Here is a 15436-nt window from a genome sequence, read left to right on the forward strand (position 1 = left end):
CAGGACCGTCCGCGTTATGCGCTTGGTCACGAACTGCCGATTATGCGTCCTTTTATGACATCTGCCTGTGAAGTTCATGCGCTGCCTTGCCATCCTGAATCGTCGGCACTGCTGGATCGCAGGTCGACCCATCCCCTGATCCGCCGTCCACCACAGTGGTCGGCGCTGACCGACCACACGAGGAGGCGCCTGTGATCGAACTGCGCGCACTGCGAAAGGTGTTCGCAGAGACCGTCGCCCTGGAGGAGATCGACCTCACGGTCCCTGCCGGAGAGATCCACGGCATCGTCGGCCGCTCGGGAGCCGGCAAGTCCACGCTCATCCGCTGCCTGACCGGTCTCGAGTCCCCCACCTCCGGCACGGTCTCGATCGACGGCGTCGATCTCACCGGCCGCACAGGCGCCGGGCTTCGCGAGGCCCGCCGCAGCATCGGCATGGTCTTCCAGCACGTCAACCTCCTCGACTCGCGCACCGCGCTGAAGAACGTCGCCCACCCCCTCGAGATCGCCGGAGTGGCCAAGGCCGAGCGCCTGGCCAAGGCCCGCGAGCTGCTCGAGATCGTCGGCCTCGGCGACCGCGTCGACAACTACCCCGCCCAGCTCTCCGGCGGGCAGAAGCAGCGCGTCGGCATCGCCCGCGCGCTGGCCGCGGAGCCCAAGGTGCTGCTGTGCGATGAGCCCACCTCGGCGCTGGATTCGTCGACGACGGATCAGATCCTCGGCCTCATCCGCTCCCTGCGCGACCGCTTGGGCATCACCGTCCTCATCATCACCCACGAGATGTCCGTCATCCGCGAGATCTGCGACTCCGTGACGCTGCTGGCTGACGGCCGGGTGGCCAGGACCGGCAGACTCGCCGAGGTGATCGCCGAGCCCGGCTCGGACCTGGCCCGCGACCTCGTCCCCCTTCCCCCGGTCGGGATCGACGATGAGGCGAACCGCCTCGTCGAGGTGTCCCTGGCCGGCACGGATCTGCCCACCGTGCTCACCACCGCGCAGAAGGCCGGGGTGAGCGCCGAGGCGATCCTCGCCGGTGCCGTGGAGACGATCGAGGGCCGGCAGATCGGCCGGCTGCGCTTCACCGTGGACTCGGCCGAGCAGGCGAAGAGCCTGATCAGCGCCCTGGAAGCCGATGGAATCTACGCGGAGGAGGCCGCCTGATGAACGACCCGACATGGTTCGACAATCCCGCGATCACGGATCAGATGTGGCCGGCGACCGTCGAGACGCTGCTCATGACCGCCTGGTCGACCGGTTTGGCCGTGTTCGTCGGGCTGCCGCTGGGCATCTGGCTGTTCACCGCATCGAAGGGCGGACTGAACTCGAACGCATTCGTCTACCGGGTGCTCTCATTCATCGTCGACGTCACTCGCTCGATCCCCTTCATCATCCTCATCATCGCCCTCATCCCCTTCGCCCGCTTCGTCGTCGGTTCGGCGCTGGGCTGGCAGGCCACCGTCGTGTCCCTGACCATCGGCGCAATCCCCTTCTACGCCCGGCTCGTCGAGAACGCACTGCGCGAGGTCTCGGAGGGCAAGGTCGAGGCGGCCCTGATGATGGGTGCCTCGAACGGCCAGGTCGTCCGTCAGGTCTACATCCCCGAGGCCAAGCCCGGTCTCATCGGCGCCGCCACGGTCACCTCGGTGACTCTCGTGTCCTATACGGCGATGGCCGGTGCCGTCGGCGGCGGCGGGCTCGGGGCGCTGGCGATCTCCTACGGCTACCAGCGCTACCAGGGCGACACGATGATCGCCTGCATCATCGTCCTCGTCCTCATCGTCACGATCATCCAGTTCATCGGCGACCGCCTGGCCCGTCTGGTCGACCACCGCTGAGCCGCCTCGGCGAACTGGAGCCTTCCGCACTCCACACACAGCGAACACACCAAGGAGAATCTCAATGAAGACCAAGCTCATCGCCATCGCCGCGAGTGCGACACTGCTGCTGTCCGGCTGCGGACTCGTCGGCGGCGGCACCGACTCCGTCGGACAGAAGGACGGGGAGCTGACGAAGCTCACCGTCGGCGCGACACCGGTGCCGCAGGGTGACATCCTGCGCTTCGTCGACGAGAACCTCGCCGAGGACGCCGGGCTCGACATCGAGGTCACCGAGTACACGGACTACACACTGCCGAACAAGGCGCTGTCGGACGGCGATCTCGATGCGAACTACTTCCAGCACAAGCCTTACCTCGACTCCGAAGTCGAGGGCCAGGGGTACGAGCTCACGGCTTTCGACCCGATCAACCTCGAACCCTTCGCCCTGTTCTCGAAGGACATCAAGGACGTGGGCGACCTGCCCAAGGGCGCGAAGATCGGCATCAACAACGATCCCGCCAACCAGGGCCGGGCACTGAAGATGCTCGAGGAGGCCAAGGTCATCACCCTCAAGGACGGAGTCGACGCCGTCGATGCCAAGCTCTCCGACGTGGCGGAGAACCCGAAGGACGTCGAGTTCGTCGAGGCCGATGCCGCGCAGCTGGCTCGCACCCTCGAAGACGTCGACGCCTCGGTGATCAACGGCAACAACGCCCTCGAGGCGGGTCTGAGCCCTGCGAAGGACGGCATCCTGCTCGAGTCCGCCGAGGACAACCCCTACGGCAACTTCCTCGCCGTGCGCACCGAGAACAAGGACGATGAGAACATCAAGAAGCTCGACGAGCTGCTCCACTCCCCCGAGGTGAAGAAATTCATCGAGAAGAAGTGGTCCGACGGGTCGGTTCTGCCGAGCTTCTGAGGCTGAGGGTCTGGACTGGGGGCTGAGCGAGGGCTGGTCTGCGGCTTGCGGGCCGCAGGCTCAATCGCCCAGACCTTCCACCGGCGGCTCAGCGGCGAACCATCCCGCACCGGCAGCGCCATAACGCCGCGGCAGCTCCACACCCTCCCGGCGGCAAAGCATCCAACACCATTAGCGCCATAACCTCCTGCAGGAACGGGAGGTTATGGCGCTAGGTGTGTCTCTCAGTGCAAAACGACACCTGGGCCGAGGGGAATTCCGAGGAGATACCAGAGAGCGAAGAACAGACTCCACCCGATGAGGATCGAGACCGAGATGGGGACAGTGAAGGCCATGAGCGTTCCGATTCCAGCATCTTTGCGATAACGCTGGACGAACCCGAGCGCCAGGACGAAGTACGCGCTCATCGGCGTCACGGCATTCGTCACGGAATCACCGATCATGAACGAGACCATGGCCGCTTCGGGACGCACCCCGTAATACATCATCATCGGAACGAGGATGGGAGCGAAGATCGCCCACATCGCAGAGCCGCTGGTGACGATCATGTTGATGAACGCGACTCCCAGGATGATGACGGCGAGCACGATGAGGTGAGGAGCGTCGAGACGCTGCAACAAGTCCGCACCGTTGACTGTGAGCACCGACCCGATGCCGGTCCAGCTGAAGTAGGCGAGGAACTGCGCGACGGCGAAGAAGAGGACGATGACCGGAGCGAGGTTGACCACACCTGCGATCATCGCCTCAGGGACAGCCTTGACTGTCGTGAATGCGCTGGTGCTGTAGCCGTAGACGACTCCGACGAGGGTGAAGAACAGCGAGATGAAGATCGCGATGTTCTCCAGCACCATCGATTCGACCAGAGACTGGCCGGGTTCGATGAATGGCGAATCCGGCAGAAGAAGGATGACGACCAGAGCGGCGATGAAGGCTGTCCCAGCAGCCCCAGCGCAGAGCAGGCCCTTCCGCTCGTCTCGGTCAAGGGACATCGTATTGGCATCAGCCTCGTCGGTTCCAGCAGTGTCTGAGAATTCGTCGATGCCCGATCCGGTGTTCGCTGAGGCCGCTTCAGCGACGGCGAAGTCCTCCCTCTTGGCCAGCACGAGCTCAACGACGAGTGTGATGATCACCGCCAGAACGAGCGACGAGGTGGCCGAGAAGAAATAGGTCGCCACCGGAGTGATCGAGGCGTTCGGGTCGACCGTCTGTGCAGCAGCCGAAGCGAGCGAGGACCGAATCGCATCCGAGGGAGTGACAAGCGGACTTGCGTTGAATCCAGCCGAGACCGAGGCGTATGCGACCATCACTCCGAGGACGGGGCTGCGCCCAGCGGCTCGGAAAGCCATAGCGCCGAGGGGGATCATGACGAGGTAGGCCGCGTCTCCCATGATGTGGGCGATCATTCCGCTGAAGGCGATGGCGAAAGTCACCCAGCGCTTTGGCAGTCGGATGATCGTCAGCCTTATGAGAGACTCGAGCACGCCGCTCTTTTCGGCAACGCTCACTCCCAGTAGAACGACGAGCACCACCGCCAGCGGCGGGAAGGATGCGAAGTTGTCGAGTGCCGAGTCGATGGCGTATTTCAATCCATCGGTCGACAGCAGGTTCTTCACCTCGACGACGTCACCGGACTCGGGCAGGGTCACCGAGACACCGGCCGCCGACAGTACCCAGCTGACGACGCCGAGCAGGAAGGCCATGATCCAGAAGAGCCAAAAGGGGTGCGGCAACAGGTTGCCGATCCGCTCGATGAAGCCGATCACCCTGTACAGCAGGGGAAGCTTCGCGGTGGAAACGGGGTCGGCGGCAGGCGGTGAAGTCATCGGTCTCCTTTGATCGACGTGACGGTCGTGATCGACCTGACAGTCCTTTTATTGGTCTCCGAGCTGCGTCGGCAGCCCCACATGCCCCGCGAGAGCGCCGACGTCGTCGAACCGCTCCGGTCGGAACCCCTCGAGCAGGTCATTCCGGCGGTCGTCGGCGACCTCCTCCGCAGCCAACCGACCGAGCAGCGGCCCGAGCGTGATCCCGCTGTGCGTGACAAGGCAGTAGGTCCGAGTGCGTCCGGGGACGTATCCGGCGATCGTCAATCCGTCGGCGGGCAGGGACCGATAACTCAGCCGCAGGTCCAGGCCCTCAGCCGCCTCGCCGGTCGTTGCTGCAGCGAACCGCTCTGCCACCGCTTCAGCGAAGGGGCCGTCGTTCGTCGGCGGACAATCGGGGTCGACCTGCGGGTTGAGGTCGAGGGCTTGGACGACGATCGTGCCGTCCTCCCCCGGTCTCAGGTTGAGCCCAGGGGTATGCACGACGGCATTCACACGGGTCGAACTCGACCGCACGTATCCGAGCAGACCGGTCACCGCGGATCCGAGGCCGATCTCTGCATTCATCGGAACTTCGAATCCCGATGCCGCTGCGATCTGAGAAGTCCATCTTCCTGTCGCCAGCACGACGCGATCAGCCGTGAGCACGCGCTCGTCGCCGAGGCGGACGTCGACTCCGTTCCCACGTTCGTCGACCTCGACGACGGCTGCTCTGATCAGCTTCGCGCCCCGCTCGATGGCACGAGCGCGGAGGTTGCGCAGCAGCTGCTCGTTGTGCACATATCCCTCGGTGGGGAAATGCGCGATGAGCTCAGTAGCCGCAGGGACTCTGATATCTCCGGCGATCTCGACCGCTCGCTCGACGTCGAGCAGCTCGGTAGGATAACCGAGCTCACGGAGTCGAGCGACCTTCGCTTCCAGCTGAGGAGCCTGTCGGGCGTCGGCCAACTGCAACCCGCCGGATCGGAAGTAGGTACGCGGCCCTTCGAGAGACTCAGCGAGCCGGGCATGTTCTTTCATCCCGGCGACGTTGAGAGCGTGATAGGCAGGATCGAGCTTCCCGTTCGCGTTCGTCCAGGCGAAGCTCGTACCCGATGTTCCGGCACCCAGATCCCGGGCGTCGACGAGCGTAACCTCCGCGCCGAATGAGCAAAGGGTATCGGCAGTGCTGAGCCCAAGCAGCCCTGAGCCGATGACGATGATATGCATAGAGTTTCCTCGGTGGTCGTTCGTTGTCAGTCTGCGGGCAGCTCGATGAAGAACTCGGATGTTCCTGGCCGCACGAGAGTCGTTGTCGTCTCGAGCACGCTGCGGTCCGGGGCACGCAGCTCACGGCGGCGTTTCAGCGCCGGCATCCCCGGTTCGCAGTCCAGCAGCTCGGCCTCCCGATCACTGATGATCGTCGGCTCCAGATAGACCCGGATGGAATCGATCTCGACATCGTGGGATTTCAGGTGATCGAGAATGATGAGGTCTTCGAGCTTCTCCCGCAGAAGCGCCGGAGCCGTGGAGAAGAGAATGACGTGAGTCTCGAGCGCCTGCGGACGATCAAGACCGTCGAACTTCAGACGCTCGATCTCCGTGACTGCGGTGTCCGACTCGATGTCCGGCAGGGGCAGGACGGCCTCGGAGGCAATGGTCACCTGCGCTGAAAGGACCTCATGACGCCCGGGCCCGCCATGACGGGCCACAGTTGGATTGGTGAATGACAGGAGATTGATCTTCTGTCGTGAGGTCGATACGAACGTGCCTCTCCCCCTCTGACGCACGACCAACCCGTCGGCGGCGAGTTCGTTGAGCGCGCGCTGTGCCGTCGGGCGACTCACAGCATATTGCGCGCAGAGTTCGTTCTCACTGGGAAGTTTCGCCCCCTCGGCAAGCTCCCCCGAACGGATCTGCCGTTCGAGGTCGCGTTGGATGCTCCGAAACAATTCGTCCATAGGTTGACAGTACATCTGCCAGGTTGTCATAGCAACTTAGCGAAACGGCGCCAGCTACGGCGACACCGGGTCGCGGGCCGAGCAGCCCGTGAATCACCTCAGCAGATCGTGGAGGGCACGGGCGGCGGCGCCCAGGGCTGCCTCGGCGGCGGGCTGAACGGAGGCCGGGTTGCGTGATTCGCTGAGCAAGACGAGGGCGATGGACTGACCGTCAGCATGGTCGACGACCCCGATCTCGTGTCGAAGATGGAGCAGCGTCCCCGTCTTCGACGACCACTGCGCGGCATCGGACGACAGATCGGGTGCGAGCCGGTGGCGGAGGATGTTTCCCGACATGAGCTCGCGCATCCGCGCCGCCGCTTCCGTGTCGATGCGCCCGGGCCGCCACACCTCGGCGAGGAGGTCGACGAGCCCGGCGGCCGTGCCCGCGTTGGCCTGGGAGACATCGAGCTGCCAGATCCGGTGACCATCGCCGTCGGTCGGACCGACCGCCGCTAAGTCGAAGGCGAGGTGGGCTTCGGTCCGTTCGAGCCGCTCCAATGGGGTTCGCGCCAACTCGCCGAGGTAATGTCGGACATGGATGCCGACCAGACCCAGTTCGTTCAGTTCACGGCTGGCATCGGCCATGGGCACGACTCGGAGGAGCGCATCGGTGGCTGTATTGTCGCTGAAGCACACCGAGAGCGTGAGCAGGTCGTTGACGGCCAGCCAGGCAGGATGCCGAAAGCGCGCCGAACCGGTCGGACTCGCGCTGTCGACGCCGGCAGGCTCAACCCGAACCAGCTGATCTGCCGCCAGGACGCCAGCCGAGATTTTCGCGAGAACCGCCACAGCGATGGGGACTTTGACGACCGAGGCCAGCGGGACGAAGCCCTCGGGCGCCAGCGTGACCTCGGCCCCGGAGTCGAGGTCACGGGCGATGATCCGCGCACGCAGCCCCGCGGCTTCGAGGTCATCGGCGACCTCACGGACGATTCTCGTCGCATTGCTCTTGATTGCGCCTCCCGTTCTTCGCCGCCGCCGGACACGGATGTGCCTCCATCGGCACGGGTTCCACCGAGGCAGTCGGCGATCTCGGCTTCGAAGGAGGCGAGCGGAGTCGGAGTGGTCGACCACCACCTGGTCGGGCAGCAGTCCGGCAGCCTCGGCCGCGCGTCGGATGCGATCGCGGATATGCGGGACGTTGTCCTCGCCCAGGAGCCGCAGTCGCTTTCCCATCAGCAGTCCGGTCTCACCGGGAAGTCTCGCACGAGACGTCGCAGGGCGGCGATCCTCACTGCGCTCGACAGCCCTGCCCGATGAGCACACCCCAAAGACACCGCCCGGATCGCCTCGGTCGCGGGCACGGCACGCAGAGCGGCGCGGACCTTCCTCGCTGCGAGTTCATCGGCCCGTCGACCAGGAGGCCCGGAATGGAAGTCGATGCGCAGCCCCTCCGCCTTCACCGAGGCGGCCAGTACGGCGAGGCTGCGAGTGGAGCACGACGTCGGCACGGACAGAGAAATCGGTCTCAGCTTCGCTCGGTCGGCATCGAGCATCATCTCATCAGCCAGCTCGACCAAACGCGTCGCCGAGGCGAGCATGTCACGGCCGAAGGGGGTGAGGCTGACACCTCGACCGCATCGCTCGAGCAGGCGGGCCCCGAACTGCTTCTCGAGTCCAGCGATGCGCCGACTCGCGACCGGCTGCGGAATGCCGGTCGCAGCGGCGCCGAGCGTCATGCTGCCGAGTTCGCTGACGGCGGTGAAGGTGCGGCATGCGTCGACCAAGTCCATCACCACAGGGTATGCGTCTTTGCTATGGATCACCACGGATCAGTCTTCGACAGCATGGCTCTGGTGGCGAAAAGTGGTCCGTGCCGATCACGGCAATGTCATCGACTACACGCAGACATATGAGAGGCTGAGACACCATGACCGGATCATCACTGCGGATCCTCGCCGCCACAGCGCTCACCGCCTTCGCCCTCAGCGGCTGCTCCCCGAGCGCCGATCCGACGGAGGCCGGCAGCGCCTCGCCGACCGAGGACCGCACACAGCAGGCGGACATCACCGCGAAACTCGAATCCCTCGAGAAGGACTTCCACGCCAGAGTCGGTGTCAGCGCCCTCGACACCTCCGACGGCACCACTGTCGATCACCGGGCCGACGAGCGCTTCGGCTTCGCCTCGTCGCTGAAGGTCTTCGCCGTCGCCCAGCTTCTCGACCGCACCACGCCCGAAGAGCTCGACAAGCGTGTGACATGGTCACAGGCCGATGTCGATCAAGCAGGCTGGACGCCCGTGACCGAGAAGCACGTCGATGACGGCCTGCCGCTTGAAAAAATCGCCGAGGCGGCGCTGCGCGTCAGCGACAATGCCGCGATGAACATCGTGCTCGACGAGATCGGCGGCCCCGAGGGACTCGACGCGGTACTGGAAGACCACGGGGATGCGACCACCGCCGTCGTCAATGAGGAGCCGGACCTCAACGACATCAAGCCCGGCAGCACCGACAACACGACGACGCCGGAGGCCTTCACCGCGGACCTCGAGGGGCTGTTCGACCCCGAACGGCTGTCGACCGATGACAGAGACCTGCTGCTGGAGTGGATGTCGGACAACGAGACCGGAGATCCCCTCATCCGCGCCGGGGCTCCCGAGGGCTGGACCGTCAAGGACAAATCCGGCCACTCCGACGGCATCCAGAACGACATCGCCGTCGTGACACCTCCCGGCGAGGACCCGATCGTCGTGTCCGTGCTCACCGAGACCGATGACCCCGACTCCGAAGAGGGGCCCGCCCTGGTCGAAGCCGTCGCCGAGGTGATTCTGCACAGCTTCGAATGATGTGCACGAGCGACCCCCTCACCGAGGCGACTCCTCCCCTCGGTCGGGAACGCACACTGGTGGCGCTCCGCACGCGATGGAACAATGCGAGACTGAAGCGACGTCACCTGCAGGAGGGCAACATGACCACGATCGGATTCATCGGAGTCGGCGAGATCGCCTCGGCGATGGTCGAAGGGCTGCACGCGGCCACCGAAACCGTCGCCGCGCCCGAAGACAGATACTCGTTCGTGCTCTCCCCGCGCAATGCAGATCGTTCGGCGCATCTGGCTGCGACGGTCGAGACCGCCGAGGTATGCGACAGCAACCAGGAAGTCGTCGATCGCAGCGAACTCATCGTCCTCGCGGTCCTCCCCCAGCAGGCGGCCGCCGTTCTCGACGAACTCGACATTCCCGCGGACAGAACCTTGGTCAGCGCGGTCGCTGGGATGGCCACGGATCGACTCGCCGAGCACCTGCCCCACTCCCCGACGGTCGTGCGCATCATACCGCTGCCCGCGGTGCGCGAGCGCAAGGGCGTGACCGCGATGTACCCCGCGAACCAGGCGATCGAGAAACTACTGGGCCACCTCGGCGGATCGGTCACGGCCGCGGACGAGACGATGTTCAGCACGCTCTCGGCGACGACAGCGACGATGTCGGCCCACTTCGCCTTCCTGCAGACGATCACCTCCTGGCTGGTCAGCCAGGGCTGGGAGCAGGCCGATGCCGACCACTTCATCCGCGGGCAGTTCGTCGGACTCGTCACCACCCTCGCCGAAACCGACACTCCCATCGCGGAACTCGTCGCCGACCACGAGACGCCGGGCGGGCTCAACCAGCAGCTCAATCACGAGTGGATGGACGAGGCCAACCGCGACCGCCTCGCCGCCGCGTTGAACGCCGTCTTCGCCCGCGTGACCGGTTCGACCGACTGAACCCGCCGAGGCGGCTGCGCGGTTAGAGCATCCCCCACCGTTCCCGCCACTGCCTCCCCGCCGTGATACAACCACCTGGAACTGCCACACCCTCCCGACCGCGCAGCATCCCACACCGTTGCTGCCACAACCCCTCGTTCCTGCAGGAGGTTTTGGCACTAGCGGTGAGGGATGCCGAATGCCGAGTGCGGCACGGCTCGCTCCGAGGGACGCCCGCCGGCCTCAGAACAGCCCGGTGATGTTCCCGTCCTCGGTGACGTCGATCTTCAGTGCGGAGGGCTCGCGCGGCAGGCCGGGCATCGTCATGATGTCTCCGGCGATGACGACGACGAATCCGGCACCGGCCGACAGCCGCACGTCCTTGACCTCGATGATGTGTCCGGTCGGAGCCCCGCGCAGACTGCCGTCGGTGCTCAACGAGTACTGGGTCTTGGCAACGCAGATGGGCGCGTCGCCGTAGCCTTCCTCGGTGAACTGGCGCAGCTTGCGCTTGACCTTCGCCGGCAGGTCGACGTCGGCGGCCTGGTAGATGCGCTGCGCGATGGTGCGGATCTTCTCCTCGAGCGGGCGGTCGAGTTCGTATGAGTATGTCCCGCCGGAATCGCCGCCCCCGTCGCTTCCCGTCGCTGCGTCGACGACCGCTTCGGCCAGCGCCAGTGCGCCCTTGCCGCCGTCGGCCCAGTGCGTCGATTCGACCGCGGCCACCCCGATGCTCTGCAGATGGTCGATCGCCGCGGTCATCTCCTCGTCGGTGTCCGTGGGGAACCGGTTGAAGCACACCACCGGGGTCAGCCCGTAGATCTCGCGGAGGTTCCGGCAGTGGAGCTCAAGATTGCTCATGCCCTCGAGCACCGCGTCGACGTCGGTGTCGTTGACGTCCTTGACGTCGACGCCACCGTGGTACTTCAGCGCCCGCAGGGTCGCGACGACCACCACGACCGAGGGCCAGATGCCCGCGGTCCGGCACTTGATGTCGAGGAACTTCTCGGCGCCGAGGTCGGCACCGAATCCGGCTTCGGTGACCACCCAGTCCCCCAACGCCAGTCCCGCCTTCGTCGCCAGCAGGCTGTTGCAGCCGTGGGCGATGTTGGCGAAGGGTCCGCCGTGGATGAAGGCAGGCGAGTGCTCGAGGCTCTGGACGAGGTTCGGCGCCAGCGCGTTGCGCAGCAGCGCAGTCATCGCCCCGGCCGCACCGATGTCGGCGACGGTGATGGGCTCCCTGGCCCGGCTGTGGGCGAGCACGATCCGCCCGAGCCGCTCCTTGAGGTCCTGCAGCGAGGTGGCCAGGCAGAACACGGCCATGACCTCGCTGGCGACGACGATGTCGAAGGCGTCCTCGCGAGGCACTCCCCCGTTGATGCCGCCGAGGCCGACGACGACTCCGCGCAGGGCACGATCGTTGAGGTCGACGACGCGGCGGATGTGGATGCGGCGAGGATCGACGTCGAGGTCGTTGCCGAAGTGGATGTGGTTGTCGAGCATCGTCGCGGCGAGGTTGTTCGCCGCCGCGATCGCCGCGAAGTCACCGGTGAAGTGGAGGTTGATGTCCTCCATCGGCACGACCTGCGCGTAGCCGCCGCCGGCCGCGCCGCCCTTCATGCCGAAGACCGGGCCCATGCTCGGCTCACGCAGTGCCAGCACGGCCTGACCGACCTCGGGCCGGCTCCGGGCGAGCTCGTTGAGTCCGTCGGCCAGGCCGATGCTCGTCGTGGTCTTGCCTTCTCCCGCCGGTGTGGGACTCATGGCGGTGACGAGGATGAGTCTGCCGTCCGTGGCGTTCTCGGCCGCCCTGTCGAGGACGTCGATGGGCACCTTGGCCTTGGTCCACCCGTGGGGAATGATGTCCTTTGCGTCCAAACCCAGCCCAGCGGCGACATCGACGATGGGATCGAGCTCGGCGCTGAGCGCAATATCCATATCTGTGGTCATAAGGCCATCATGCCGCTTCTGCGGAGATTTGTGACCATCGACGTCCCGAGAGTTTGCGCAATGCGCGCTGAGTTCCGTCTAGCGCAACGCTCAGTCATGCTCCTCAGGAGAGTCATTGCAGCTGCAGATCGGTCACGCAGGTGGCCCCGTCGCCCTCGGTGGAGAACTCTGTCGAGCCGGTCTTGCCCGCCGCTGAGATCTCGATCGTGCCGCTGATGTCGGAGGGCACCCAGAAGCCGATGAACCCGTTGTCGAAGGTCGTCGCCGACTCCTCGACCACTGCCTTCCCGCTCGCGGAGTCGGTGATCGACACGTCGACGGGCTTTTCGCTCATCTCGCCCAGGCAGGTCGTGAGACTGTGATAGAAGCAGTCGTGCGTCTCATCGACGAAAGGCGCGATCGAGACGTAGCCCTTCTCCTCGGGCAGGGCCATGGCGACTTCCTGCGCCCCGTCGGTGAGCACGAGCTCCGCGTCCTGGACGGAGGCCATGAGGTCGCCGGGGCGTTCACTCACCGGCAGCCGGTCGAGGTGGTCGATGACCTCGACGGCGCTCATATCGTCGAGGTCGTGCTCGGCGAGGAACTCCGCCGCCGAATCCCCGTCCGCCTCGGACGCGGAACAGCCGGTGAGCGCGAGGGCGAGCGCGGCGATGCCGATGGTGATTCGCTTCATTGTCAACTGTTTCCCCATGTCACTACGGGTGCAGAGCACCAGAGCCGTTTTCGCAATTATACCCTTAAGGGGTATAGGGTGGCCGCAGCGGCCCTGCCGACGGCCGCTGGAAACGACGGCCACCGCAAGGAGATCGCACGTGAAGAAGCCCACCATTCGCCTCACAGCTGCTGCCGCCGCAATCGGACTGATCCTGGCCGGCTGCTCGTCCGCCGATGGTGGCGGCAAGGACTCCGGCGCCGATTCCGGCGGCCACGGCAGCCACGCCGAGGACGGCGGCGCTCCGCCGAAGGGAATCGAGAAGGCCGACGACCCGAAGTTCGACATCGGTGACACCGTCGTCCTCTCGGCTGACCACATGTCGGGGATGAAGGGCGCCGAGGCGACCGTGTCCGGAGCCTTCGACACCACGACCTATGCGATCAGCTACACCCCCACCGATGGCGGCGACCCGGTCAAGAACCACAAGTGGGTCGTCCACGAAGAGCTCAAAGACCCGGGCGACGCACCGTTGCAGGACGGCGCCGAGGTGACCGTCGAGGCCGATCACATGCCCGGGATGAAGGGTGCGAAGGCGACGATCGACTCATCGACCGATGAGACCGTCTACATGGTCGACATCACGACCGACGAGATGGAGATGACCAATCACAAGTGGGTCACCGAAAGCGAGATGAAGCCCGCCGAGTGACCGTGCGGCTCACCAGGTCCGCCCGAATCGTGCGAGGCAGTGCCAGACCTTCTTGATCTGCTGCCGGTCGAGATCCCAATCCCGGCGGGCTCGTGCCACATGGATGGGTCTCAGCTGCGCCGAGTTCGCCAGGACCTCGGCGATCCGCTCTGCGAAGTCGGCCACGTCCTGGCCACGATATCCCGGATGCGCGGCGATGTGGGCGATCCCGGCGACATAGCCGGGGTGGGTCTCGACGACGAGTCCTCGGCGGCCTGCCGTCTCCACCACCGTGTGATCGTCGAAGCTGGGGTCGATCACCAGCGCTTCGACGTCCTCTGGCACCCTCACCCCTCCGTGGACATGAGCCTCGATGTAGTGATCGAGAGGGTCGCGACACCAGCCGCTTCCCTCGTCACTCTTCGCCCGACCGTCGCGACGATACTCGGCGATGAGTCCCATGCGGTCAGCGACCCCGAAGAGCTCCGGACCGAAGGTGCTGTCCGGGTAAGCGAAGGTCGAGCGAGCAAGGGTCTCCGGGCGAAGCCGCAGGTGGGCCGATCCGAACCGTGGTGCCGGACCATAGGGGTCGCCGTCGAGGTCGAGGGCCCCGTAGACCGGTCGACTCGCGGCGTCGACATGATCGTAGGCTCCGCCGAACATCCGCTGCTCCCAGTTCCATCGGTCACCACCGGGAAACGCGGTCAGGCCTCCGTTGCTCGTGCCCGTGACGAATTGGGAGACATACTGTCCGCGCTCGAGGATCGACTCCAGCACTCCGGCCCCCGTGGCGTCGGCTTCGGGATGGAAATGCAGCGCCACCCGGGCACCAGCCGGCAGCTCCTGCCCCGGCGCGGAGCGTGATCGGACCCGGTCAAGCGCTGCGGCGACCGGGTCCGGCTGGCTCATCGTTCCTGGTCGGGCAACATTCCCGCAGCCTCGACGGCGCTGCGCACGATCTCCTCGAGGCCGAACTCGGCCTTCCAGCTCAGCAGAGCACTGATGCGTGAGACGTCGGCGACCAGCGCCGGCGGGTCCCCGGCACGACGCTCGCCCATTTCGGGGACGATGTCACGGCCGGTCACCTCGGCGATGGTATCGATGACCTCCTTGACCGAAGCGCCGGTTCCGGTGCCCACGTTGAACACGGTCTCCGTGGTCCCGCCCGCCTGCATGTAGTCGAGGGCGGCGATGTGGGCCTCGGCGAGGTCCTTGACGTGGACGTAGTCGCGGATGCAGGTCCCGTCGGGTGTGTCGTAGTCATCGCCGAAGATGATCGGCGCCTTGCCGTCGGCGAGGCGGCCGAGCACGATCGGGATGAGGTTCATCACCGCGGTATCGGCGAGCTCGGTCCAGCCGGCGCCGGCGACGTTGAAGTAGCGCAGTTTGACGGCGTTGAACGTCGTCCCGCGCATCTTCGCCGCGGTGATCTCGTTGTCGATCATCCATTCGCCGATGAGCTTGGTCTGCCCGTAGGGGTTGATCGGGCGGCAGTCGAGGTCCTCGGCGACCATGTCGACGTCGGGCATGCCGTAGGTCGCGGCCGAGGAGGAGAATACGAGCGATTCGATCCCGGCCGCCTCGACTGCGGCGAGGATGTTCGTCAGCGCGCCGATGTTCTGCCGGTAGTACATGACCGGCTCCTCGACGGACTCCCCGACCTGCTTCTTCGCGGCGAAGTGGATGATCGAGTCGACGGAGTGCTCCTCGATGGCGGCGATGAGACGCTCCTCGGCGTCGGCTGCCGCGAGGTCGAGATCGACGACGGGAAGGCCGTCGACGCGGGCTTCGAGACCGGTCGAGAAGTCGTCGACGACGAGGACGTCGTCGCCGCGGTCGGTCAGCAGCCGCACCACGTGCGAGCCGATATATCCTGCTCCGCCGGTCACCAGAACTGCCATGGGCCGCGCTCTCCTTCGTCT

The 15436-nt window shown here is 65.7% G+C and carries 15 protein-coding genes; 6 read left to right on the forward strand and 9 right to left on the reverse strand.

The window, feature by feature from the left end:
- Positions 1-191: 191 nt before the first annotated feature.
- The 3 genes from IIE29_RS02370 (at position 192) to IIE29_RS02380 (ending at position 2735) form a co-directional block, all read left to right on the forward strand.
- On the forward strand, positions 192-1160 hold the full coding sequence (locus IIE29_RS02370) for a methionine ABC transporter ATP-binding protein (protein WP_209323574.1): 969 nt from the start codon (positions 192-194) through the stop codon (positions 1158-1160).
- A complete protein-coding gene (locus IIE29_RS02375) occupies positions 1160-1834 on the forward strand; it encodes a methionine ABC transporter permease (protein ID WP_209323575.1) in 675 nt (224 codons plus the stop codon). Before IIE29_RS02370 ends, IIE29_RS02375 begins: the two co-directional genes overlap by 1 nt.
- A gap of 64 nt (positions 1835-1898) precedes the next feature.
- Entirely contained in the window at positions 1899-2735 is an 837-nt protein-coding gene (locus IIE29_RS02380) for a MetQ/NlpA family ABC transporter substrate-binding protein (RefSeq protein ID WP_209323576.1), read from the forward strand.
- A 224-nt stretch (positions 2736-2959) separates the two neighbouring features.
- Here the strand turns inward: IIE29_RS02380 and IIE29_RS02385 are convergent, their stop codons facing one another.
- From IIE29_RS02385 to IIE29_RS02405, 5 genes are all read right to left on the reverse strand, one after another.
- Positions 2960-4558, reverse strand: a complete 1599-nt coding sequence (locus tag IIE29_RS02385) for an AbgT family transporter (RefSeq protein WP_209323577.1) — start codon at positions 4556-4558, stop codon at positions 2960-2962.
- 48 nt (positions 4559-4606) lie between these two features.
- Entirely contained in the window at positions 4607-5767 is a 1161-nt protein-coding gene (locus tag IIE29_RS02390; RefSeq protein ID WP_209323578.1) for an NAD(P)/FAD-dependent oxidoreductase, read from the reverse strand.
- A 26-nt stretch (positions 5768-5793) separates the two neighbouring features.
- Positions 5794-6498, reverse strand: coding sequence for a GntR family transcriptional regulator (locus tag IIE29_RS02395; protein ID WP_209323579.1), 705 nt, complete (start codon positions 6496-6498; stop codon positions 5794-5796).
- Positions 6499-6591: 93 nt separating this feature from the next.
- Positions 6592-7716 (reverse strand): serine hydrolase, encoded by a 1125-nt coding sequence (locus tag IIE29_RS02400; protein WP_209323580.1) that lies wholly within the window; start codon positions 7714-7716, stop codon positions 6592-6594.
- Positions 7716-8273, reverse strand: coding sequence for a LysR family transcriptional regulator (locus IIE29_RS02405; protein ID WP_209323581.1), 558 nt, complete (start codon positions 8271-8273; stop codon positions 7716-7718). The genes IIE29_RS02400 and IIE29_RS02405 overlap by 1 nt, the downstream gene beginning before the upstream one ends.
- A 137-nt stretch (positions 8274-8410) precedes the next feature.
- Here IIE29_RS02405 and bla point away from each other — a divergent pair, with 137 nt between their 5' ends.
- Together bla and IIE29_RS02415 are read left to right on the forward strand one after the other, a co-directional pair.
- On the forward strand, positions 8411-9325 hold the full coding sequence (bla, locus tag IIE29_RS02410; RefSeq protein ID WP_209323582.1) for a class A beta-lactamase: 915 nt from the start codon (positions 8411-8413) through the stop codon (positions 9323-9325).
- A gap of 122 nt (positions 9326-9447) precedes the next feature.
- Positions 9448-10242 carry an NAD(P)-binding domain-containing protein gene (locus IIE29_RS02415; protein ID WP_209323583.1) on the forward strand — a complete coding sequence of 265 codons (795 nt, stop codon included), beginning with the start codon at positions 9448-9450 and terminating at the stop codon, positions 10240-10242.
- A 222-nt stretch (positions 10243-10464) separates the two neighbouring features.
- On the opposite strand, the gene IIE29_RS02420 is transcribed toward IIE29_RS02415, so the two are convergent.
- Both IIE29_RS02420 and IIE29_RS02425 read right to left on the reverse strand, forming a co-directional pair.
- Complete coding sequence (locus IIE29_RS02420; protein ID WP_209323584.1) at positions 10465-12171, reverse strand: formate--tetrahydrofolate ligase; 1707 nt, start codon at positions 12169-12171, stop codon at positions 10465-10467.
- 112 nt (positions 12172-12283) lie between these two features.
- Entirely contained in the window at positions 12284-12844 is a 561-nt protein-coding gene (locus tag IIE29_RS02425; RefSeq protein ID WP_209323585.1) for a CueP family metal-binding protein, read from the reverse strand.
- A 139-nt stretch (positions 12845-12983) separates the two neighbouring features.
- Here IIE29_RS02425 and IIE29_RS02430 point away from each other — a divergent pair, with 139 nt between their 5' ends.
- Entirely contained in the window at positions 12984-13535 is a 552-nt protein-coding gene (locus IIE29_RS02430; RefSeq protein ID WP_343071763.1) for a YdhK family protein, read from the forward strand.
- Between the two features lie 9 nt (positions 13536-13544).
- Here the strand turns inward: IIE29_RS02430 and IIE29_RS02435 are convergent, their stop codons facing one another.
- Together IIE29_RS02435 and galE are read right to left on the reverse strand one after the other, a co-directional pair.
- Positions 13545-14423 (reverse strand): DUF3626 domain-containing protein, encoded by an 879-nt coding sequence (locus tag IIE29_RS02435; RefSeq protein WP_209323587.1) that lies wholly within the window; start codon positions 14421-14423, stop codon positions 13545-13547.
- Positions 14420-15415 (reverse strand): UDP-glucose 4-epimerase GalE, encoded by a 996-nt coding sequence (gene galE / locus IIE29_RS02440; protein WP_209323588.1) that lies wholly within the window; start codon positions 15413-15415, stop codon positions 14420-14422. Before galE ends, IIE29_RS02435 begins: the two co-directional genes overlap by 4 nt.
- Positions 15416-15436 lie beyond the last annotated feature (21 nt).

The organism is Brevibacterium renqingii (genome assembly GCF_017808095.1).
Classification (GTDB): Bacteria; Actinomycetota; Actinomycetes; order Actinomycetales; family Brevibacteriaceae; genus Brevibacterium; species Brevibacterium renqingii.